The sequence below is a fragment of the Gilliamella sp. wkB178 genome, from assembly GCF_001690705.1.
GTDB classification, from domain to species: Bacteria; Pseudomonadota; Gammaproteobacteria; order Enterobacterales; family Orbaceae; genus Gilliamella; species Gilliamella apicola_K.
Genome location: NZ_LZGK01000013.1, coordinates 474,826 through 497,961, shown reverse-complemented (window position 1 = coordinate 497,961; position 23,136 = coordinate 474,826). Strand labels below are relative to the sequence as shown.

Sequence of the window (23,136 nt, the reverse complement as noted above, 5' to 3'; positions counted from 1 at the left end):
GCTTGTCAACAAATTTTTTTGAGGCATAAAATTCCGTTGGCAATGCCAACGGATCCAAGTTAGTTTTCAGTTAAAAATCATAATGTAATTTTGCCCAAACGACTCGTCCGGGTTCCGCTATTTGCTGATTTGCTGTATAACCAAAAGTTGCTACACCACCTCGGTTCAAGTGTTCAACATAGTATTTATTGAATAAATTATCAACACCAGCTGATAACCGAAATTGTTTAGTAATACTATATTCGCCATTAAGTGAAAAAATGCCAAATCCCTTACTACTAGCAAAATCTTTACCAATAACATTACCTTGATCTTTAGCAATACGATGTTGGGAATTAACCAAACGCCACAAGCCACCCATAGACCAATTATCAGCGTGATAGTGCAAGCCCAATTTCAATTCTAACGGTGGAATTTGTGGTAATGGTTTATGATTATCACGATTTTTAGCCCATGAATAATTAAGCGCCATATCCGTCATAACATTGGATGTGATGTGATAATTAACATTCAATTCACTACCCAATGTTCTGGCATCAACATTATTTACATTGTTGAATTTGCCTAGAGTAGTATAAAGAATATAGTCATTCACCCAACCCACATAACTCGACAACTGCACATTTAATGTGTCAGTTTTATAAATTATTCCAGCATCGAGTTGCATTGTTTTTTCTGGGTTAAGTTTTTTAAACATCTGTACTTTATTACTAGCACTAAATAATTCCCAATAATCTGGGAAGCGACTAGTATAACCAAGCCCTGTATATACCGTTGCCGCATAATCAGTAAGATCATGCTCATAACGCATAAAACCACCCGGTAACACTTTATGCCGACTCTGATTTAATTGCGTAGCATCGGCACTATAACGGTCAACTCGCATACCTGAAATAATGGTGTCTATATCAGATAAATAAAGGTTTAACTCACTAAATAGCCCATAATTAGTGATCTTAGAATCTTTCTGCCAATTATGGGTGGTTAACATATTTCGTCGAGCCTTACTTTTGTGGGTATCTTGACGGCCATCTACTCCTAATTGTAATTTGAAGATATCACTTGATTGCCAAGTGGTATTAATCCGGCCGCCAACTGTTTTTCTCGAAGGATTCGATTCCATTTTATGCATGCTAACAGGGCGTAAATGGTAATTATCCATCATATGATCGATATAATTATAGTAAAGTTGCCCTTCAAGCTTGGTTAACAGTTCAGTAATATTTGCTTGTTCAAAGCGCATACCTAAAGATTCACGCAAAAAGCGCGAACCATCCATCCCCCGATCTGCGTAACTGGCTTTACCGTTACCTTTACCTGCAGTAACTTCTAACGCAGTGTCTTTATTGGGAGTAAAACCTAATGCAATATCACTATTCCAACGACTCCATTTTGAATGCACTCGATCATTGTTACCATCATGATAATCGTTGGCTTTAGCATGGTTACCAATCAATCTAATGTAGCCATCTTCATTACCGAATGCGCCATCAAAACTCTGATCAAAGCGACTATCAGTGCCAGCTAATAAATCGCCACGCATAAAACCATCAACTTTTGAAAAGCGCAAAATATCACGTTCAAATAAGATGGTAGCGGCCGATCCCATTGGCCCCCATACAACTGTTTCCGGGCCTTTTATTACCGTTATTCTGTCATAAGTTTCAGGTGAAATATATGAGGTTGGCGTATCCATTCTGCCGCCACAACCGCCTAAGATTGTGCCACCATTGGTCAAAATATTAAGCCTTGAACCAAACATGCCTCGGAACACCGGATCGCCATTAGAACCCCCTTTACGTACAAGGGAAAATCCTGAAATCGTCTTTAAATAATCAGCCCCATCACTCGCTGGCACGGGTTGTCTTGGTTTTTTAGGATCTGTGATTACGGTCAGTGGTGCGGATTGTTCCACCATGGTGACAATCATCGTATCTTGTGAAGTTCCATCTATTTTAGGATTTACTTCAATATCTGCATAGGCTAAATCACTTAAAATTAATGCAATTAACCCACTCAAATAGATGAATTTACTATTTTTTATGTCAGTAGTCATACCGACTCCTATTGTTTTTACATTCAATTAGTCTGAATTTACTAACAGTAAATGACCATTACATAAACTCGATGGTTATAAATTACACATAGCATTACAACCAACTTGTTTTATTGGTATTTATTTACTGTTATTAAGATTTTTAACCGTAATTTCACAACTTAGGCATTAGCCTATTTATTGAGTAATTACTGGTAAATTAGTAAAAAATTTAAACCAAAGGAGGGGCACGAATAAGGTGACTATTGTAATGATAAACTGCAACAAACTCAGGTATATAATTTTTAATTACCGAGATTGTTACAAAGACTTTTACAATTGGTACATTAACATTAATTAATACCGGCACATCCATAAACAGTTCACAGTAATCACACATACTGGTCCAACTATCTGGATTAGTGGTATGTTTTACTTGTGGTGTTGCCTGGTGTGTTAAATGTGGATCTGTTGGAGTAACTGAAGTTGTTTGGTGGCAATGTGATGAGGACGACTGTTGAGAAATTGCAGGTGCAGTGATTCTGGAGACAAACGGAATCAGCGTTAGTAACAAAATACTAACTATACCAAGATAACCAATGCCATTTTTACATTTCATCAGATTACTACATCAATTCGATAACCAGATATTGCCATAGTAACGTAAAAGCAAACTAATTGAAATGATAATCATTATCAATTTAATTTGATTATGATGTGTAGATATAAAAATTTAGGAATGAATACGCTCAAAAAATTAGATAAAATAATAGGTTTATTAATAATTGGCTTTACACTTAAATATTAAATTCAGGGCTTATTTTTATACTGAAACGTACCCTTCTCAGGAAACATCTTTACAATTTACTCAAACCAAATCATGGACGCCATTCTGCCGGTTTTGTGTTCGCGACGATAAGAGTAAAACTTATCTTGTTCAGTATGAGTGCAATAATCACCACCAAAAATTTGCGTGACGCCCAGCGCGGTTAAACGTTGCCGAGCAATTAAATACAAATCAGCCAAATACTTGTGTTCTTTTTCATTAATTAATGTAAATGCACTGCTAGCTTGTTTGGTAACTGCTTCAAATTGTTTTTTGACTTCAATGCCTACTTCAAACTTTTTGGCACTAATTGCTGGCCCCATCCAGGCTATGATCTCAGAGGGTAAACAACTAAATTTACTTACCGTATTTTCCAAAATACCATTACATAAACCGCGCCAACCAGCATGCGCGGCCGCGACTTCATCACCTTTAAGCGAACAAAATAATACTGGCATGCAATCTGCAGTTAATACCACACTAACTTGTTTGGCTTGGCGAGTATAGGAAGCATCGGCCTCTATAATTGTTTTTTTATTTATTTTACCAATAGGTGCATGGGGTTCGATTGATGAAATATCGAGAACAATAGTACTATGAATTTGATTAAGCCAATATGGTTCACTAGGAATTTGTTCAGCTTCAATTAAGCGCCGCCGATTTTCAGCAACATTAACACCACCATCACCCGTTTTGCTACCTAAATTTAAACTATCAAATGGTGTATTACTTACACCGCCAGCTCTGGTTGTGGTAAAAGCACGAATATTTTTAGGTGCTGACCAATAAGGATAAATGGATTTAATCATTGTGGTTACCAATCTAAGTCATCTTTATGTAACTCAGTATCTTGTTGCAGTGCTTGAATTAGCTTTTGCATATCGTCAGGAATCGGTGCATGCCATTCCATTTGTTCACCAGTTACAGGATGGAATAAGCGTAACATGGTTGCATGTAACGCTTGTCTATCAAAATCACGCAAAGTTTGCATAAAGGCTTCACTGGCACCTTTGGGTGGTTTTGGACGCCCACCATATAATGGATCACCGACTAAAGGGTGAGCAATGTGAGCCATATGCACTCGAATTTGATGTGTTCTTCCGGTTTCTAGGCGTAAGCGTAAGCGAGTATGGAGCCGATATTTTTCCATTACTCGGTAATGCGTTACCGCTGGTTTTCCGGTTGGAAACACAGCCATATGGGTGCGTTTGGTTGGGTGCCGAGTTATTGGTTGATCTACTGTGCCACCAGCAGTAATAATTCCCATAGCCACAGCCTCATATTCACGCGTAATTTCTCTTAATTGTAGCGATTCTACTAAATGGGTTTGGGCGGTAATGGTTTTGGCAACCACCATTAAACCTGTGGTATCTTTATCTAATCGGTGCACAATTCCGGCACGGGGTACATGCGCAATTTCGGGATAATAATGTAACAAGGCATTTAATACGGTACCATTTGGATTACCAGCCCCTGGGTGTACAACTAAATCACGAGGTTTATTAATCACTAATATATCATCATCTTCATAGACAATATTAAGTTTAATATCTTCAGGTTGATGATAAGTTTCTTCTTCAATTTCAGTATTAATGGTTACTTTTTCACCACCTAATACTTTTTCTTTAGGTTTGTTGATAATAACGCCGTTAACCATTACTTTATCGTTAATAATCCACTCTTTAATTCGTGATCGAGAATAATCCGGGAAAAGTTCCGATAATGCTTGATCTAATCGCATTCCTAGCTGGTTTTGTTCAATTTCAGTTGCTAACTTTAACTCGAGCATATGTAATTTATCTATTTTAAGCTGTTATGTTTTAGAGTATTATATACTAATCATGGCTTTTAATGTTTATTTAAATTTTGGATTAAAAACTGAATGAAATTACGTTTACACTATTTATTAGCTATTGCTTTAAGTGGCGCGCTAATTGGCTGTACTTCCTCAAAACCTGATGTTGAACATGTATCAGAATTGGAACTTCATACCAAAGCCCAACAAGAGCTTGAAAGTGGTAATTTAAAATCCAGTATTACTGTTTTAGAGGCGATGGATAAAAATTATCCATTCGGTCCTTATTCGCAACAAGTACAACTTGATTTAATTTATGCTTATTACAAATCTGGTGATTTACCTTTAGCAATTGCGTCAATTGACCGTTTTTTAAAGTTAAATCCAACTCATCCTAATATTGATTGGGTCATTTATATGCGTGGTTTAACTAATATGGCGCAAGACAATAATATGATCCAAGGTTGGTTTAACGTTGACCGTTCCGATCGCGATACCGACTATGCAATGGCGGCTTTCAAAGATTTTACCTATCTAGTATCAAGTTTCCCTAGCAGTAATTATGCAGCCGATGCAGAAAAACGTTTAGTTTTCCTAAAAAATAGACTCGCCCGTTATCAGTTAAAAGTAGTACAGTACTATACTGAGCGAGGTGCTTATGTCGCCGTGATTAATAGAGTTACTCAAATGTTAACTTTATTCCCTGACACCGACTCAACCAAAGAAGCATTATTATTAATGCGTAATGCCTATAATGAACTAGGTTTAGTCGACGAAACCCAAAAAGTCGATCAACTTATTCAGGCTAATCTTGAAAATATGCCTAAAGAAGAACAAAGATCCTTCTTATCACGGGTTACCAGTGTGTTTAATGGCAATTAACTATTTAATATAGCGGGGGAACTGTCCCGCTATTAATTTTTTTCTTCCATATTTCCCCTTTCTTATACCTTTCTATTTAATAAATTTCTACTTTTAAATAAAATGGTGTTACTGATAAATCCAAACATCCATTCACATAACGTTTGTAAAAAGAATCAATAACCAATACAATTAGCAGATTATTTTTATTAGCAATAATAGATAGGACATTAATTCATCATGCAAGAACAATATCGCCCCGATGAAATCGAAGCCAAAGTGCAAAAAAGTTGGCTTGAAAATAAAACATTTCATGTTACCGAAGATCCTGCCAAACCCAAATATTACTGTTTATCCATGCTACCTTATCCTTCTGGTCGCTTACATCTTGGGCATGTTCGTAACTATACCATCGGCGATACCATTTCGCGTTATCAACGCTTAAATGGCAAAAACGTATTGCAACCGATTGGTTGGGATGCTTTTGGATTACCGGCTGAAGGCGCTGCGGTAAAAAATAATACCGCACCGGCTAAATGGACCTATGAAAATATTGCTTATATGAAAAAGCAATTGCAACTTTTGGGTTTCGGTTATGATTGGGATCGAGAAATTACCACTTGCCGCCCGGAATATTATAAATGGGAACAATGGTTCTTTACTAAGTTGTATGAAAAAGGCTTAGTGTATAAAAAAACCTCTGCCGTCAACTGGTGCCCTAATGATCAAACTGTACTTGCCAACGAACAAGTGGTGGAAGGTTGTTGTTGGCGCTGTAATACACCAGTTGAGCGTAAAGAAATCCCTCAATGGTTTATAAAAATCACTGAGTATGCGGAAGAGTTACTTAACGATTTAGATACCCTTGAAAGTTGGCCAGAACAAGTTAAAACCATGCAACGTAATTGGATTGGTCGTTCAGAAGGTGTCGAATTTGATTTTACTGTTGAAAACTATACCGATAAATTACGAGTTTATACTACTCGTCCTGACACCTTAATGGGCGTGAGCTTTGTTTCTGTTGCTGCCGAACACCCGTTAGCACAATTAGCGGCTAAAACTAACCCTAAAATAGCTGAATTCATAGCTGAATGTAAAAACACCAAAACAGCCGAAGCCGATATGGCAACCATGGAAAAGAAAGGTATTGCTACCGGATTTTATGCGATTCATCCACTTAATGGCAGTAAAGTGCCGGTTTGGATCGCCAATTTCGTTTTAATCGAATATGGTACCGGTGCTGTAATGGCTGTGCCTGGCCATGATGAACGTGATTATGAATTTGCCAGCAAATATAATCTACCAATTAAACCGGTTATCTTAACTCAACAAGGTGAAGCACCAGATTTAAGCGAGCAAGCTTATACTGAGCATGGTAAATTGTTCAATTCTGGTGAATTTGATGGACTTAACTTTGAGCAAGCTTTCAATGCTATTGCCAATAAATTAATTGCTCTTGGCATTGGTCAGCGCAAAGTTAATTATCGCTTACGCGATTGGGGTGTATCTCGCCAACGTTATTGGGGTGCACCAATTCCAATGGTGACATTAGAAGATGGCACTACCATCCCAACACCAGAAGATCAAATTCCAGTAATTTTACCAGAAAATGTGGAAATGAATGGCATTACCAGTCCGATTAAGGCGGACCCTAATTGGGCTAAAACCACAGTTAACGGACAACCTGCACTACGTGAGACCGATACCTTTGATACCTTCATGGAATCGTCTTGGTATTATGCTCGTTATACTTGTCCACACTATGATAAAGGCATGTTGGACGAGAAAGCCGCTAATTATTGGTTGCCGGTCGATCAGTATGTAGGTGGTATTGAACATGCGATTATGCATTTACTTTATTTTAGATTTTTCCATAAGTTAATGCGCGATTTTGGTTTAGTGAGTTCTGACGAGCCCGCCAAACGCTTATTGTGCCAAGGCATGGTATTAGCTGATGCATTTTATTATACCAGTCCGACTAACGAGCGTATTTGGGTGTCACCTACCGAAGTTACTATTGAGCGTGATGACAAAGGCCGTATTGCTAAAGCGGTTGATAGTAAAGGCAATGAGTTAGTTCATGCCGGAATGACTAAAATGTCCAAATCCAAAAATAACGGTATTGACCCCCAAGAAATGGTTGAAAAATATGGTGCCGATACCGTACGATTGTTTATGATGTTTGCTTCACCAGCTGATATGACACTTGAATGGCAAGAGTCAGGGGTTGAGGGTGCTAATCGCTTTATTAAACGCGTTTGGCGTTTAGTCTATGAACATACCCAAAAAGGCAAAGTTAAAGCGTTGGATCTATCGCAATTAGACAGTGAACAAAAATCACTGCGCCGAGAATTACATAAAACCATTGCTAAAGTTAGCGATGATATTGGCCGCCGCCAAACCTTTAATACAGCTATTGCCGCCGTAATGGAATTTATGAATCGCTTACAAAAAGCACCACAAGAAAGCGAGCAAGATCGTGCCTTGATGGATGAAGCGTTAAATGCGATTGTACGATTGCTTTACCCAATGATGCCGCATGCTTGTTTTGTCATGTGGCAAGCTTTAGGTCATAGTGAGTCGATTGATAACACCACTTGGCCAATAGCCGACGAATCAGCAATGGTTGAAGATGAAAAACTGATTGTAGTACAAATTAATGGTAAAGTGCGGGGTAAATTTACCGTACCCGCTAATGCAGATCAGGATTTTGTAGTGAACCAGGCCAAACAAGAAAATAATATCCAAAAATACCTGAGTGACGTAACCATTCGCAAAGTCATTTATGTACCAGGTAAATTATTGAATTTGGTTGTTGGCTAATATTGTTGGATAACTAAAAATTAGGTGATTATGCTCATGAAAAAATATTTAGCACTACTTATGTTATTGGCAATATCATTAACTGGCTGTGGTTTTCATCTACAACATGAACCAGAAGTACCGGCACAATTTATGACAATGTCTTATGTAAGTTCAGACCCTTATGGCCGCTTGTCGCGCAATATCAAAGAATTATTAATCGATAATAAAGTGATATTAGTTGATAATGGTACTTCAGATAAATACCCATCATTAAGGATAGCAAGTGAAGGGCTTTCTCGTGATACCATCTCTCTTTATCAAGATGGTAAAGCAGCAGAATATCAAATAGTGTTAACGGTTCAAGCCCAAATGGTGCTTCCTGATCAGCAAATTTATCCAATTAATGTGCGTATATTCCGTAGCTTTTTCGATAATCCATCAGCTGCTTTAGCAAAAACAGCAGAAGAAAAGTTAATTGAGGATGAAATGTATAAACAAGCAGCTAAACAAATAATCCGTAAATTAAAATCTATTGATGCAGTAAAATAAAGTTGTCATGATTAAGATCAATGCCGATCAAATAAGCAATCAATTAGGATTACCTTACTATTTAATATTAGGCAGTGATCCTTATCTGCAATACTATACCCAAATCCAGTTGCAAAATGCATTTCAGCAAGCTGGATTTAATGATCAATTTAATTTTACGGTTGATAATCAAACTGACTGGATAGCTATATATGATTGCTGCCAATCCATGAATCTTTTTTCAAACAAAACCCTTATCTTCCTTGAGTTTGGTGAAGGTAGCTTAAATACTGCCATCACCAGCAAACTTAATAGCTTAAGTGAAATGTTGACCGCCGATGTGGCGTTAATTATTCACCTAAATAAAATCACTAAAGCCCAAGAAAATGCCGTTTGGTACCAAAAATTAACTGAAAAATTGGTCGTTGTTAATTGTAATACTCCTGACATTCAACAATTACCTTTATGGATCAAAAATTACTTACAACAAAAAAAAATTACTATTGAACCGCAAGCAATCGAATTACTTTGTTATTATTATGAAGGTAACCTACTAGCCTTAACACAAATTATCGAGCAATTAAATTTGCTCTATCCCAAGCATAAAATCACTTATGATCGAGTAGAAAGTAATATCAATGATTCCGCTGTATTCACACCTTATCATTGGATTGATGCCATGGTGGCTCACAAAACTAAACGGTCAATACACATTTTACAACAACTAAAAATTAATGAATTTGAACCATTAATTTTATTACGTATTGTGCAACGCGAACTAATTTTATTAATTAATTTAAAAAAAGGGTCACAACAAAAATCATTAAAACAAATTTTTGATGAATATAAAGTTTGGCAAAACAAACGAACTATTTATACTAGTTACCTTAACCGCTTCGCGATTAAAGATTTGTATAATACGCTAGCCAAACTAACAGATATAGAAATTCGTTTAAAACATGATAGCCAATTACGTGTTTGGGAAGCGCTATCATCCCTAACTATGCAATTTATGGGATTAAATCAATGTTAACAGCGTTATTTGGTGGTACTTTCGACCCTATACATTATGGTCACCTGCTTCCTGCTATTGCGTTAACAAAAGAAGTCGGGCTAAACCAAATTAGTTTATTACCTAATCACATTCCGCCCCATAAACCACAACCTGAAGCCACGACTACACAACGTTTAGCTATGTTAAAATTAGCTATTGAGGATATGCCGCCAGTATTTTCTATTGATACTCGCGAAATTTTATCCACTAAGTCAATGCGCCCTTCATACACCATTAATACTTTACAACAATGGCGCATTGAAAATGGAACTACGGCAGGACTGGCGTTTATTATGGGGCAAGACTCATTACTTAGCTTACCCACTTGGAATCACTGGCAAACACTTTTAGATTATTGTCATCTACTAATTTGCCGGCGACCTGGTTATGCTGAGAAAACCGATAACCCTGAACTACAATCATGGATTAATAAGCATCAAACTACCAATATTCAAGATTTACATAACGTACCTAATGGGTATATTTATTTCGCTCATACGCCTTTAGAAGACATTTCGGCAACTGAAATTAGAGAAAATATCAATAATCAACAAAGTTGTGCAAATTTATTACCCCCTAAAGTTTGGCAGTATATTCATGAGCAAGGACTCTATAGTGCAAAGAAAATGTAGAAAGGACTTTACATCTGCGACTTTTTTCGGCATTATTTCGCCGCTGTAGTTAGATAATACTGCTAGATAACGCCGTTAGCGGTTCTAGCTAGTTTTACTAAGTTCAGTGGTTTTGTGTTTATACTCATTATCTATAAATCAAATGGTAAAACGCTAAAATGGTTATTTACCAAAGTTGTTTAAATTTAAATTCTCATAGATATAACATCGAGAATAACATTGATAATTTGAGTATAATTAATTTGTATTTATTATTAAGAGGCCCCAATGGCAAAAGAAGATAACATTGAAATGCAAGGTACAATACTTGATACACTTCCTAACACGATGTTTCGTGTAGAACTTGAAAATGGTCATGTTGTTACAGCACATATTTCTGGCAAGATGCGTAAAAACTATATTCGTATTCTAACTGGCGATAAAGTCACTGTAGAAATGACACCTTATGATCTATCTAAAGCTCGTATCATCTTCCGTAGTCGCTAACAATATCGTTATCAAACTTAATGGTTTTTATAATGACTAACCATCTAAGTGTTTAATTCTCTCTTGCTTAATAAAACACCGTCGATATTGATCGACGGTGAAAGTGAGAATAATAATAGAATTTAACCGTATTATTTGGTTCTAGAAAAATCCATTTGCTCGTACTTAACCCATTTTGTCTTTTTCACTATTTTATACACAAAATAAATTGTTAAAAATAATGGTAGACCAATATAGGTTGCTATTACACCATTCCAATCAATAGTATCTTGTAAAAATGCTTCATAATTTTGCCCTAGGGTGATGGTTAAACATAACACAAAGGCAAAAATAGGTCCAAATGGGAAACAACTTGAACGATATGGTAACTGGCTAAGATCATGGCCTTGCGCAATATAGCCTTTTCTGAAACGATAGTGGCTGATGGCAATGCCTAGCCAAGCAATAAACCCTGTCATACCTGACATATTGAGTAACCATAAATATACTTGCTGATCTTTAAACATTGAAGTTAAAAAGCAAAGCATCGCCACAAAAGTGGTAGCAAAAAGCGCAACTCTAGGTACACCTGAAGAAGACAACTTCGCAAAAACTTGCGGCGCTTTACCTTCTTTAGCTAACGCATATAACATACGAGTAGACGCGTATAATCCTGAGTTTCCTGCTGATAGAACCGAAGTCAAAATAACTGCATTCATAATTGCTGCTGCTGATAACAGTCCGGCATGTTGAAAGACTAAAGTAAATGGACTAACACTAATATCACTCTCTTCATTACGTAATAGATTCGGATCAGTATAAGGAATAATCAAACTGATGACTAAAATAGCGAAAATATAGAACAACAAAATCCGCCAAAACACTTGGCGCATCGCTTTGGGTATATTCTTTTCCGGATCTCTGGATTCACCAGCGGCAATACCAATTAACTCCGTGCCTTGAAAAGAAAAACCAACCACCATGGCGACACCAATCATTGAAGCAAACCCACCAACAAATGGCGCTTCACCAATTTGCCAATTTTGCCAACCGGCACTCTCACCACCCCGCAAAATGCCAATTATCATTAACAAGCCAACCACAATAAAAATAACCACAGTCACAACTTTAATCAATGAAAACCAGAATTCTGCTTCACCAAAACCTTTAACAGAAATATAGTTTAACCCAAAGATAATAGTTAAGAATAACAAGCTCCATAACCAACTATAATTGCCGGCATCAAACCAATAAGAGATCACCAATTGGGCGGCTACCAGATCCACTGCTACGGTAATCGCCCAGTTGTACCAATAGTTCCAACCGATTGCAAACCCGAAAGCCTCATCAACATAACGGGCACCATAAGTGGCAAAAGTACCCGAAACCGGCAAATAAGCCGCCAGTTCACCTAAGCTGGTCATTAAAAAGTAGACCATGATACCAATAATGGCATATGAAAGTAATGCACCACCAGGGCCAGCCTGAGCAACCGTTGCCCCTGATGCCACAAATAGCCCGGTACCAATTGAACCACCAATAGCTATCATGGTTAAATGGCGTGCTTTTAAATCGCGTTTTAATTTATTCTTCATAACTATATTCTTCTTTTGTAACAGAGTAAGTTAAATGGAGTACCTAACAGTCACCTACTCCACATTTTGTCATAACAATAAATGACGAAAATTACCTTTATTATTATTGATATTTATCATTACATAATGAAATGGCTTGAAGTGTATCAAAAAAAAAACTGTGCGAGATAAATAATTTTAATAATACAGTGAGTTTGTTAAATATAAGCAATACTTAAGCGCTAGTTAACTGTTCTAATTGAGTTAAATAATCTAAAGCCTGCTGGCGATCATCTCCACACATTTCATGGCAAGGCTGTAATCGCCCACACACTAATGGCCTGGATGAATGCCCAAATAGTTGGCATTGGCAATTGGAATTTAAATGTACACAAGCAATCCCGGCTGGCTTACCGTTAGGCATATTAGGGATCGGTGATGAAATTGAAGGAGCAATACAGCAGGCACCACAATTGGCTCGGCATGGAAACGGTTCTGCCATATATTTTCCTCAAATTTTAATTGTTATCGATAAATTAGTGGTGACAATAGCAAGTTAGCGGTAAAATAGCGAGCTAATTTTTAACTCTACATTAATAATCGCGAAGAAAAAATATTATGGCTAAAGCAAATGAAATCAAACGTGGCGATGCCGTCACCTATAATGGCAAATTACTGCTAGTTAAAGATATTGATGTCCAAAGCCCAAGTGCTCGTGGCGCCAGTACCCTTTATAAAATGCGTTTTACTGACGTTAAAACCGGTGGTAAAGTTGAAGAACGCTTTAAAGGTGACGATATTATCGAAACCATCGAACTGTTCCGTCGCCCGGTCAGCTTTTCCTACATTGATGGTGATGAATATGTATTTATGGATAATGAAGATTACACACCTTTCATCTTCAAAAAAGAACAAATTGCCGATGAACTACTATTTATTCCTGAAGGGGGAATGGATGGCATTCAAGTTTTAATGGCTGATGGTGAAGTTATTGCTTTAGAGCTTCCACAAACGGTTGATCTTGAAATTGTGGAAACGTCACCAAGTATTAAAGGTGCTTCTGCCAGTGCTCGGACTAAACCAGCAACATTATCAACTGGCTTGGTGATTCAAGTCCCTGAATACATTGATAACCACGAAAAAGTCAAAATTCACATTGCTGAACGCCGTTTCATGAGCCGTGCTGAGTAACCAATAATTACTAATGAATAGTTATAATCAAAATAAATTACATAAACGTTTGCGTCGCCTAACTGGCGAAGCAATCGCTGATTTCAATATGATTGAAGACGGCGATCGCATAATGGTGTGCTTGTCAGGTGGTAAAGACAGCTATACCCTGCTGGATATTCTGATGAACTTAAAAATGAGCGCACCAATTAATTTTGAGCTCATTGCGGTTAATTTAGATCAAAAACAACCTGGCTTCCCGGAGCATGTGTTACCAGAGTATTTAAATTCGCTAGGTATTGAATATAAAATTGTGCAAGAAAATACTTACGGTATCGTTAAAGAGAAGATCCCCGAAGGTAAAACCACTTGTTCACTTTGTTCGCGCTTACGTCGAGGGATCTTATACCGCACTGCGACTGAGCTAGGTGCCACAAAAATTGCGCTAGGGCATCACCGTGATGACATTTTAGAAACCTTATTCTTAAATATGTTCTATGGTGGCAAACTCAAAGCCATGCCGCCTAAACTGGTGAATGACTCCGGCGAGCATATCATTATCCGCCCACTCGCATATTGCAAAGAAAAAGACATTACTAAATATGCCGAATTTAAACAGTTCCCCATCATCCCTTGCAACTTGTGCGGTTCACAACCTAACTTACAACGGCAAGTGATTAAAGAAATGCTAACTAGTTGGGACAAAAAATTCCCCGGACGTATTGAAACGATGTTTCGAGCAACACAAAACATCACTTTGTCACACCTTTGTGATACCAATCTATATGATTTTAAAGGTATCAAAAAAGGCGATTTGGATGCCGATGGTGGGGATACTGCATTTGATTATGAACAATTTGCACCAATGGCTGGCTTTGATGCCTCAGAATTAGAAGACCAAAATATGATCCTCTGGAAAGAAGCTAAATAACTCATGGTTCTAAATGAAACGCACTTAAATACTTCCGCCGCATCAATCGGCGGAAATTATCTGTCTAGCTAACTAAGTTATAATAACTTAATCTCAAAACTAATTTTACAAAACGTTGTTGTCAAGATGTTTCCTGAGAAGGGTACGTTTCAGTATAAAAATGAACTCATTTTATTGTAATTTTGTTATTAGTTAGCTTATTTTAGCCATTTAGACCAGCTTTGATTAACAATCAGCTTTTCTTGAGCAAACTTGCTATCATCAATAGTGCTGGGTAATAATTGCAAGGACAAACGGTGAATTTCATTGCGCATATCGATATAGGCTTTAGTTAACTGTTCTGCTTCTAAAGATGGCATAATGGCATAGTTGGCGGCTAACTCTAAAATCCGGACATTATCACTCCAAGTAGTTAATTTTGGGTGTTTATATGCATAATTAAGGACTAAATATTGCGATAAAAATTCAATATCACCTATGCCACCGGCATCAATTTTTAGATTAAATAAGCTAGCTTCGGTAGTACCTAAATGCGCTCTCATTTTTTCACGCATTTCCCGTACTTCCGATTTTAAAGTATTTTCATCCCGTACCTTACAAAGCACATTATGGCGGATTTGATTAAAGCGTTTGATTAATTCTGCTTCACCATAAATTGCCCTTGCCCGAACTAAGGCTTGATGCTCCCAAGTCCACGCTTCATTCATTTGATAATCATCAAAGGCATCTAAGCTACAAGCTAGTAATCCCGCATCCCCTTGTGGGCGTAATCTTAAGTCGATTTCATAAAGCACACCAAAACTAGTGCGCACATTAAATAGATGGGTAATACGCTGCACTAAGCGCAAATAAAATTGACGACTATCGATCTGCTTATTACCGTTAGTTACACTATTGGCTGGACAATCATGTAAGAACACTAAATCTAAATCCGAACCATAACCTAGTTCCCAGCCACCTAATTTGCCATAAGCGACCACGACTAAGCCTTTGTGCCCGTCAGCTAAATGTTCTGGGCAGCCATAACGCTCTACCATTTGATTCCAAGCCATTTGCACCACAAAATCCAACAGAGTTTCAGCCACAAAAGTAAGATGATCACTAACCTTCATAGTGGTGAGCACATGTTCAACATCGGCTGCGGCTATATGCAATAATTGCATTTGTTTAAACTGACGTAAGGCTTCCAGCTGTTGTTCTTCATCATCAATTTGGATACGCAATAAATACTGGTAAAGTTCACTTTTATAGGCATCTGGTGGGACTGTTTGATATAGCGAATTAATATCAATTAACTCATCAAGCAAAATAGGATAATGGGTCAGCTGATCACTAATCATCGGTGAAGCACTACACAAGCGGATCAATTGCTTCAATGCCGTTGGATATTCAAGTAATAACTCTAAATAGGTAGTCCGACTAACAATATTGACAATTAGAGGTAAGATCCGTGAAAGTACGGTTAATGCTGATTGTTCTTCGCTAATGACTGCTAATAATCTTGGCATTAATTGATCGAGGATTTCCCGCCCGCGGACTCCTATGGTGCGTTTACTAATATCATTACGGAACTGGACTAACATTTGCCATAACTGCTCGGCGTCGGCATCGGAATAAGTCGTTAATACAGTTTTAACATCACTAGGTTGCAAATCTGGCACCCAAAGATCAGCAAATTTGTCGTCATATTGACTTTGATTGGTTGATGAATCTGATTCATCTTCACCAATAAGTTCATTAAATATCAGACGGTTCACTTGCATTCGTGGTAATAATTGGTTTTCAAAATCAAACCAATTATCAAAACCCATACCTTTAGCTAAACGAAGCTGATCTAACTCGTTTTCGGGTAAAGTTTGTGTTTGTTGATCATCAATAGCTTGTAGTAAATTTTCACAACGTCGTAAAAAGAGATAGTTGTCACGTAATGAATGTACTTCATGAGAATTTAGTAGAGATTCTTGTTCGATAACATTTAAAGCCGATAGTAATGAACGTGTTTGTAAACCAACTACTCGCCCACCACGAATAAGCTGAAAAACCTGTACAATAAATTCAATTTCACGAATACCACCGGCACCAAGTTTTATATTGTTTTTTAATCCACGGCGACGCACTTCACGTTCAATCATGCTTTTCATATTTCGCAATGATTGCAACACACTAAAATCAATATAGCGGCGATAAATAAATGGTTTCAATAAATGATAAAGCTCTTGCGTGTATTCATTTTGCTGACCACCAAGCACTTTAGCTTTAACCATCGCATACCGTTCCCAATCGCGCCCTTGCTCTTGGTAGTAATCTTCCATTGCCGAAAAACTTAGCACCAAAGGCCCTCCGTCACCCAGAGGGCGCAGGCGCATATCAACGCGGTAAACAAAACCATCTTCGGTGATCTGATCCAGAGCTTTGATTATTCGTTGCCCCAAACGAGTAAAAAATACTGCATTATCGAGTTCCCGCCTACCACCTTGGGTTTGCCCATGTTCAGGATAAGCAAAAATTAAATCAATATCTGACGAGAAATTAAGCTCACCACCACCTAATTTACCCATACCTAAAATCAATAACGGTTGCGCTTTGCCGTGAGCATTACAAGGAGTGCCCCATTCTTGGCAACTCAAGTTATATAGCCAATCGCGAGTGGTGACAATAATCACTTCAGCCAGTTCGCTCAGTTGCAGTAATATTTGCTCATCAGTACTAGTTCGCATTAGTTGTGACCATTCTATACGCGCAAGCACCCAACGCCGAAATTGCCTTAATATTTTCATTAAAGTAAGTTCATCAGTAACAGAAGTGAGTTGTTGATTTAACCAAGTTTGATAATCGTGGCGTTCATCTGCTTGTGGCGGATTTTGAGCTATGTCAGAAAGCCATGTAGGAAAGCGATAGAATGCATCCACCAAAAAATCACTTTGAACTAAAATATCTAGGTGCGTTTGCACATGTGTTACATCACATTGAGATAATTGCACTATTACTTTTTGTTTTTGCTGTTCCAGCTGATGATTAACGGATTGTTGGGACTCTGGCATACACAAACTCACTTAGAAATCATTTTCATTAAATAAAAATCATCAAATATTAATATTCATTATAAATGACATTTGTTTTTCATAGATAGTTTTTAAAATCTAATTGCTGCTCAATAATAATGAGATTATTTTTATGCCAATTGTGAAATCAGCATTAACTTTAATCTAGTATTAATTTCACTATAAGCAAAATCTACTACTGAGTTAATTGATAATAAAGCTGATTGCCATTGGCTAAGTTCGGGTTCTAATGCAATATGTTTAGCATATAAAACTCGATTCACTTGGTTTAATACCTGCTGATAAAAAACTAAGTCATTGGTTGCTAATGCATATTCTTCGTTTTGTTGCCAAAACTGTAATAATCGGGATGAATCTTGTTCAACTATAGAATCAAAATCGCATATTGTTAAAGGCCGATTTTGTAATAGGCGATAACCCCTTGAGGCTTTACTTTGTGAAAATAGATGTAAATGAAAACGGCTTAATTCAATAGCAAAATTTAGCAAATCTTGTTTATTACCTTGTTTAATTTCTAACTCAACTTCTAAAATAGGTTGGGATTGATGATTTGATTTGATTTCGCCCTGATCTAATGCTACTTCAATTTCACTATTAGCAAACGCCACTAACCAAGCCTGACGTTTAAAATTGGTGGTAAATAATGGTTTTAGAGCTTGTTGTAACTGCTCAATGTCAGAATTTGCTGGCAAGGCTTGGTAAGGTAAAACCGTTAAATCTGGCTTAGAATTCACTAAAGCCACATTAAATTCAGCCCGTTCATGCAAACCAGCGATGGCTTTACCATCACTCTTCAGAGTCAACTCGAAATGTGAACCACGATTATCTTCACTACCTCTTACACGTAAACCATAACCATTATTACGTAGAAAATAATCAGGAGTATCATAGTATGTGTTGGTGAGTTTTAATTGGTTACAACCGCGTTTTTGGGTGGACAGCGTTGAAAATTCAATTTCATCGCAACTAGTCCATTGATTTAAAAAAAGTTGCAACTCACCAATATCTTGTGGTTTGATTTCAAACTTTAATTCGATTTCGTTACTCATTAATCTGTTTTCTATTTGTTATTTTGCTATATCTTATACTTATTAATAGCAGAAATACACTTAATCAATGAGTAACTGAAAAACTCTGTTTTTGTAGCGTATAAAGCTTGGCAAACAAACCATTATTAGCCATTAATTGCTGATAATTACCTTGTTCAACAATAGTTCCATTATCTAATACTATAATCTGATCTGCCGCAATAATCGTTTTTAATCGGTGCGCAATCACGATAACAGTTCGATCTTTGACTAATTCAGCTATTGCTTGTTGAATATATACTTCATTTTCAGGATCAAGTGAAGCAGTCGCTTCATCCAACAGAACGATTGGTGCATTTTTTAATAAAGCCCGAGCAATAGAAATTCGTTGCCTTTCACCGCCAGATAGTTTACTGCCATTTTCACCAATTAAAGTATTCCAGCCATCTGGCAAGCGTGCGATCAATTCATCACAACGTGCGGTTTGTGCGGCTTGTTTAACCTCTTCATCAGTAGCATCATAGCGACCAATACGAATATTATTGAGAATCGTATCATCAAACAATACTACTTTTTGGAAAACAAATGCCATGGAACGCATTAAGGTTTCAGGGTCAATTTGTTTAATATCATTGCCACCAATGCTTATCTTGCCAGAATTAACATCCCAAAAACGTGCAATCAATTGCAGTAAGGTACTTTTACCACTACCGGACGGTCCAACTAATGCTGTCATTTTATCCGGCGGGATAACACAACTTAAATCGGTAATTACCGGAGTTTGATTGTAAGAAAAACTAATATGATCGATATTTATTGTTAGATCATCAAAAACAATATCATCACGCCCTTCCATGATAGATTCAGTTTTTAGATTTTTCATCCGCTGTATAGATACTAGCATATAAAATAATTCAGGTAATAATGTTAATACTGAAATCAGCGGACCATATATACGTGAGCTAACAATTACAAAGGCTAAAAACACAATTGGGTCTAAACTTCCTGCTATCATTAATTTAGCACCAACTAATACCACTATACCTAAACCAACTTGTAAAACCATTACAGAAAGTGTGACAAATATGCCCCCGATTCCTTCAAACTTAATGGCTGCCCACATCATATTTTTTAATGATTTATCAAGGGCTTTGAATTTTTCACCACTAAGCCCGAATGCTTTAACAATTTTAATGCCATCCAAATACTCTTGAACTTGATCGGAAACGGCTAATTTAGCTTGCACATGTTTTTCAGCCCAATGTTTCTCTATCTGTTTACCAATAATGACAATCAGCAACGCTAAAGGTAAAGTACAAAAAATAGCACAAGCCATTCGCCAATCAAATATTGCCATTAATGCACAAGTAATTATGCTACTACAAGAATAACCGATTATTTGTGGTACTACATGACTCATCATGTTTTCAATGGTGGTACAATCACCCATGATATTCGCAGTCAATTCAGATAAATCTTTGCGATTAAAAAAACTTAGCGGTAATTTACGGATACGCTCAGCAACATCAATTCGAATATTAGCCGCTTCACTATAAGCACTTTCATATGTTTTTTTGTATTCTCTTTTATAACAAATTAAGAAGATCCAAGCAGCTAGCAATCCCAATCCTGCCATTGCCCATAAATAACCTTGATTTAAGGCTAAATTACTGGTTAATGGCGTAATAAGTATGACAATAACTTGTATTAAAATCACAAAAGGCAACATTAATGTAAGATTAGAAATAATGCAGGCAATAATTGCCTGATTAAGATTTTTACTGCCAGTTTCGGAAAGCATAAGTAAACGTTTAAACATGAGACACCTCGCCTTGATGAGTATTATCATTAGCTTCAGTTGTCGGAGCAATATTAGATTGATTCATTTGCCAATCTAATGTTTGCTGATAATATTGCCACATTCGATAATAATATCCGTTATTGTTAAGAAGTTGTTGGTGCTCACCTTTTTCAACAATCAATCCTTTATCCAACACAATAATTTGGTCAGCATCTTTTATGGTTGATAACCTATGAGCAATCATAATCACGGTTTTATCTTTGATTAAGGCTTTTAATGCCAGTTGGATTTGATATTCATTTTCCGGATCGGCAAATGAAGTTGCCTCATCGAGTACTAATATTGGCGAATTTTTCAATATCGCACGGGCAATGGCTAAACGTTGCATTTCACCACCGGATAAGTGTAAACCTTGTGAACCAATAATAGAATTATAGCCATTAGGTAATGCTTCAATAAAATCATGACATTGTGCTGCTTTAGCGGCGGCAATTACCTCATCAAGTGTAGCATCAGCTTTACCAATTTTTATATTATCTAAAATAGTTTGTTTAAACATAAATACATCTTGAAAAACAAAGCTAACTAAGGATAGCAAATAATCACTATTCATTTGCCTTATATCCACGCCACCAATAGTAATTTGTCCGTGGTTAGGATCAAAAAAGCGCGGGATAAGTAGCGACACAGTACTTTTACCGCTACCGGATAAACCAACTAATGCCGTAATAGTGTTTTGTTTAGCTGTAAATGAAATATGGCTAATGGCATTTTTTGCTTGACCGTTATTACTACCTGCATCGTCTTGATTATTCTGATTAATTGGTTCGGCGGTTGCTATTGATGTTTGCTGATAAGAAAAACTGACATCATCAAAGCAAATATCATAATTATCGGTCATTAAACCGGTTTCAGGCTCCACTAGACATGGGGTATTTAACACTTTATCCATATTTTTAACACTTTCAGCGGTTTGTTGGAGCCCCCTAGTTACATACATCAATTTCAAAAAAGGAACCGGCAAAGCCACAGAAAAAATAAGATAAAAAATTGCAGCTAACACAAAGTTGGCATAATTATCAACATTACCTGATAGTAAAATAATTACCGGAACAATAAATAGATAAATATTGTTTAAAATCAATAAAAAACAGGCCATATGATTTTTAAAACAATAAGTAAACTTTAGGCAATATACCTGATAGGCTTTAATGGCATCATAAAAACGTTTAAATGAGAAAAAAGTTTGATTAAAAGCTTTTACTACAGTAATACCACGAATATATTCGACCGAAGCATTACTCATATCCACTAATCGTTTTTGATATTCTTGCATATTGGTTTTTATTTCTTTACGGCGGTAACCACTGATTAAGACTACGTAAGCCAAAATCACTGGAATTAATGTTGCTAAACCTAATCGCCAATCAAAAACCGCTAAAATAACAAAAATAGTTATAGGTGCTACAAATGATCCAACAATATCGGGTAGCTGGTGAGCAATAAATTTTTCTATTTTTTCAATATCATCATCAACAATCTTACGTAATTCCCCTGTTGCATGATTGTTATGAAAGCCAAGTGGTAAATGCGAGACATAACGTACAAAATTATATTTAAGGCGATAAAGAGTTCTAAATGCCGCAATATGGGAAAAACATAAAGCTATAAAATCAAATAATATAGCCGAAGCCGCAGCGATAAAAGCTAACCAACCATAATTAATCACTAATTCAACATTCAATGGTACATTATTACTAATGCTTATAATCAATTCATACACAATAAAATAAACTGCAATGAAAGGTAAAAAAGTCGTGATAGCACTTATAATGGCAAAGAAACAAGCGCAGATTATTAATACTTTATGGGTAAAGGCCAATTCCCACAAACGGGAAACTGCTGTTTTATTATGTGACTTCATAAGATGACCACTAATAAATAGGAATGATTATCATTATTGATAATGTAAACTAAAATAACAATGTTTTTTACACTCAACTTGATAATTTTTAACTATTGCTGTTATGGTCAATTTTAATAATTTTAGAATTTCTTCTTGTTCATTTTACAATTAACAAAAATACTCGTTATAGCGTAGCACAAGAGTAATTAGTAGAATAAATTACTCTTTATTGTAATGGTATGATTATTTTACCACACGGAAAGGATTGCCGGATTTTGATTCAGTTTTTGTTGATTTTGATTCTATTGGTTCGCTGGCAGTTCTATATTGCGGTTCATCTTCAAAACCAATACCCATATTATTTTCACGGGCATAAATTGCTTCAATTGCGGCCATTGGTACTACTATATGTTGCGGTACGCCTGAAAATCTAGCATTAAATTCGATTTGTTGATTACTGGCAGAATATTGCCCTACTGACTGTGGTGCAATATTTAATATAATCTGATTATTTTGCACAAACTCTGGTGGAACCAATACGCCATAAATCGTAGTATTAACCACAATGTAAGGCGTTAAGTCATTATCTAAAATCCAGTCATAAAAAGCCCTAAATAAATAAGGGCGTCGTGGCGTCATTTGGTTAGGATCCATATATAGCCT

The 23,136-nt window shown here is 36.6% G+C and carries 18 protein-coding genes and 1 pseudogene; 8 read left to right on the top strand and 11 right to left on the bottom strand.

Annotated features, from left to right (window positions below):
• Positions 1–70: 70 nt before the first annotated feature.
• From A9G13_RS06520 to rluD, 4 genes are all read right to left on the bottom strand, one after another.
• Positions 71–2,056, bottom strand: a complete 1,986-nt coding sequence (locus A9G13_RS06520) for a TonB-dependent copper receptor (RefSeq protein ID WP_065556780.1) — start codon at positions 2,054–2,056, stop codon at positions 71–73.
• 211 nt (positions 2,057–2,267) lie between these two features.
• Positions 2,268–2,654, bottom strand: coding sequence for a DUF2946 domain-containing protein (locus A9G13_RS06515; RefSeq protein ID WP_065556779.1), 387 nt, complete (start codon positions 2,652–2,654; stop codon positions 2,268–2,270).
• A gap of 245 nt (positions 2,655–2,899) precedes the next feature.
• Positions 2,900–3,667, bottom strand: coding sequence for a peptidoglycan editing factor PgeF (gene pgeF, locus A9G13_RS06510; RefSeq protein WP_141670899.1), 768 nt, complete (start codon positions 3,665–3,667; stop codon positions 2,900–2,902).
• An 8-nt stretch (positions 3,668–3,675) separates the two neighbouring features.
• Positions 3,676–4,650 (bottom strand): 23S rRNA pseudouridine(1911/1915/1917) synthase RluD, encoded by a 975-nt coding sequence (rluD, locus tag A9G13_RS06505; protein ID WP_065556777.1) that lies wholly within the window; start codon positions 4,648–4,650, stop codon positions 3,676–3,678.
• Positions 4,651–4,743: 93 nt separating this feature from the next.
• Here rluD and bamD point away from each other — a divergent pair.
• The 6 genes and pseudogenes from bamD to infA all read left to right on the top strand — a co-directional run.
• Positions 4,744–5,466: pseudogene (gene bamD / locus A9G13_RS06500) on the top strand (outer membrane protein assembly factor BamD); the annotation flags it as partial.
• Positions 5,467–5,757: 291 nt separating this feature from the next.
• The gene (gene leuS / locus A9G13_RS06495; RefSeq protein WP_065556775.1) at positions 5,758–8,340 is read left to right on the top strand and encodes a leucine--tRNA ligase; all 2,583 of its coding nucleotides are present in this window, start codon (positions 5,758–5,760) and stop codon (positions 8,338–8,340) included.
• A 36-nt stretch (positions 8,341–8,376) separates the two neighbouring features.
• Positions 8,377–8,871, top strand: a complete 495-nt coding sequence (gene lptE / locus A9G13_RS06490; RefSeq protein WP_065556774.1) for an LPS assembly lipoprotein LptE — start codon at positions 8,377–8,379, stop codon at positions 8,869–8,871.
• A gap of 7 nt (positions 8,872–8,878) precedes the next feature.
• Positions 8,879–9,883 (top strand): DNA polymerase III subunit delta, encoded by a 1,005-nt coding sequence (gene holA, locus A9G13_RS06485; RefSeq protein WP_065556773.1) that lies wholly within the window; start codon positions 8,879–8,881, stop codon positions 9,881–9,883.
• Entirely contained in the window at positions 9,877–10,536 is a 660-nt protein-coding gene (gene nadD, locus A9G13_RS06480) for a nicotinate-nucleotide adenylyltransferase (RefSeq protein ID WP_065556772.1), read from the top strand. The genes holA and nadD overlap by 7 nt, the downstream gene beginning before the upstream one ends.
• 267 nt (positions 10,537–10,803) lie before the next feature.
• Positions 10,804–11,022: a translation initiation factor IF-1 gene (gene infA, locus A9G13_RS06475; RefSeq protein ID WP_025315083.1), complete on the top strand. Its 219-nt coding sequence runs from the start codon at positions 10,804–10,806 to the stop codon at positions 11,020–11,022.
• A gap of 131 nt (positions 11,023–11,153) precedes the next feature.
• Here the strand turns inward: infA and A9G13_RS06470 are convergent, their stop codons facing one another.
• Positions 11,154–12,620, bottom strand: a complete 1,467-nt coding sequence (locus tag A9G13_RS06470) for an amino acid permease (RefSeq protein ID WP_255307348.1) — start codon at positions 12,618–12,620, stop codon at positions 11,154–11,156.
• A gap of 190 nt (positions 12,621–12,810) precedes the next feature.
• Positions 12,811–13,077 (bottom strand): YkgJ family cysteine cluster protein, encoded by a 267-nt coding sequence (locus tag A9G13_RS06465; RefSeq protein WP_065556770.1) that lies wholly within the window; start codon positions 13,075–13,077, stop codon positions 12,811–12,813.
• A 116-nt stretch (positions 13,078–13,193) separates the two neighbouring features.
• On the opposite strand from A9G13_RS06465, the gene yeiP reads away from it, so the two are divergent.
• A complete protein-coding gene (gene yeiP / locus A9G13_RS06460) occupies positions 13,194–13,766 on the top strand; it encodes an elongation factor P-like protein YeiP (RefSeq protein ID WP_065556769.1) in 573 nt (190 codons plus the stop codon).
• 13 nt (positions 13,767–13,779) lie between these two features.
• A complete protein-coding gene (ttcA, locus tag A9G13_RS06455) occupies positions 13,780–14,676 on the top strand; it encodes a tRNA 2-thiocytidine(32) synthetase TtcA (protein WP_065556768.1) in 897 nt (298 codons plus the stop codon).
• A gap of 197 nt (positions 14,677–14,873) precedes the next feature.
• On the opposite strand, the gene glnE is transcribed toward ttcA, so the two are convergent.
• The 5 genes from glnE to A9G13_RS06430 all read right to left on the bottom strand — a co-directional run bounded on the left by glnE (position 14,874) and on the right by A9G13_RS06430 (position 23,127).
• The gene (gene glnE, locus A9G13_RS06450) at positions 14,874–17,717 is read right to left on the bottom strand and encodes a bifunctional [glutamate--ammonia ligase]-adenylyl-L-tyrosine phosphorylase/[glutamate--ammonia-ligase] adenylyltransferase (RefSeq protein WP_065556767.1); all 2,844 of its coding nucleotides are present in this window, start codon (positions 17,715–17,717) and stop codon (positions 14,874–14,876) included.
• A gap of 131 nt (positions 17,718–17,848) precedes the next feature.
• On the bottom strand, positions 17,849–18,787 hold the full coding sequence (locus A9G13_RS06445) for a CYTH domain-containing protein (RefSeq protein ID WP_065556766.1): 939 nt from the start codon (positions 18,785–18,787) through the stop codon (positions 17,849–17,851).
• Positions 18,788–18,851: 64 nt separating this feature from the next.
• Positions 18,852–20,585: an ABC transporter ATP-binding protein gene (locus A9G13_RS06440; protein WP_065556765.1), complete on the bottom strand. Its 1,734-nt coding sequence runs from the start codon at positions 20,583–20,585 to the stop codon at positions 18,852–18,854.
• Positions 20,578–22,491 (bottom strand): ABC transporter ATP-binding protein, encoded by a 1,914-nt coding sequence (locus tag A9G13_RS06435; RefSeq protein WP_065556764.1) that lies wholly within the window; start codon positions 22,489–22,491, stop codon positions 20,578–20,580. Before A9G13_RS06435 ends, A9G13_RS06440 begins: the two co-directional genes overlap by 8 nt.
• A 225-nt stretch (positions 22,492–22,716) precedes the next feature.
• Positions 22,717–23,127 carry a ClpXP protease specificity-enhancing factor gene (locus A9G13_RS06430; RefSeq protein WP_065556763.1) on the bottom strand — a complete coding sequence of 137 codons (411 nt, stop codon included), beginning with the start codon at positions 23,125–23,127 and terminating at the stop codon, positions 22,717–22,719.
• Between the last annotated feature and the right edge of the window lie 9 nt (positions 23,128–23,136).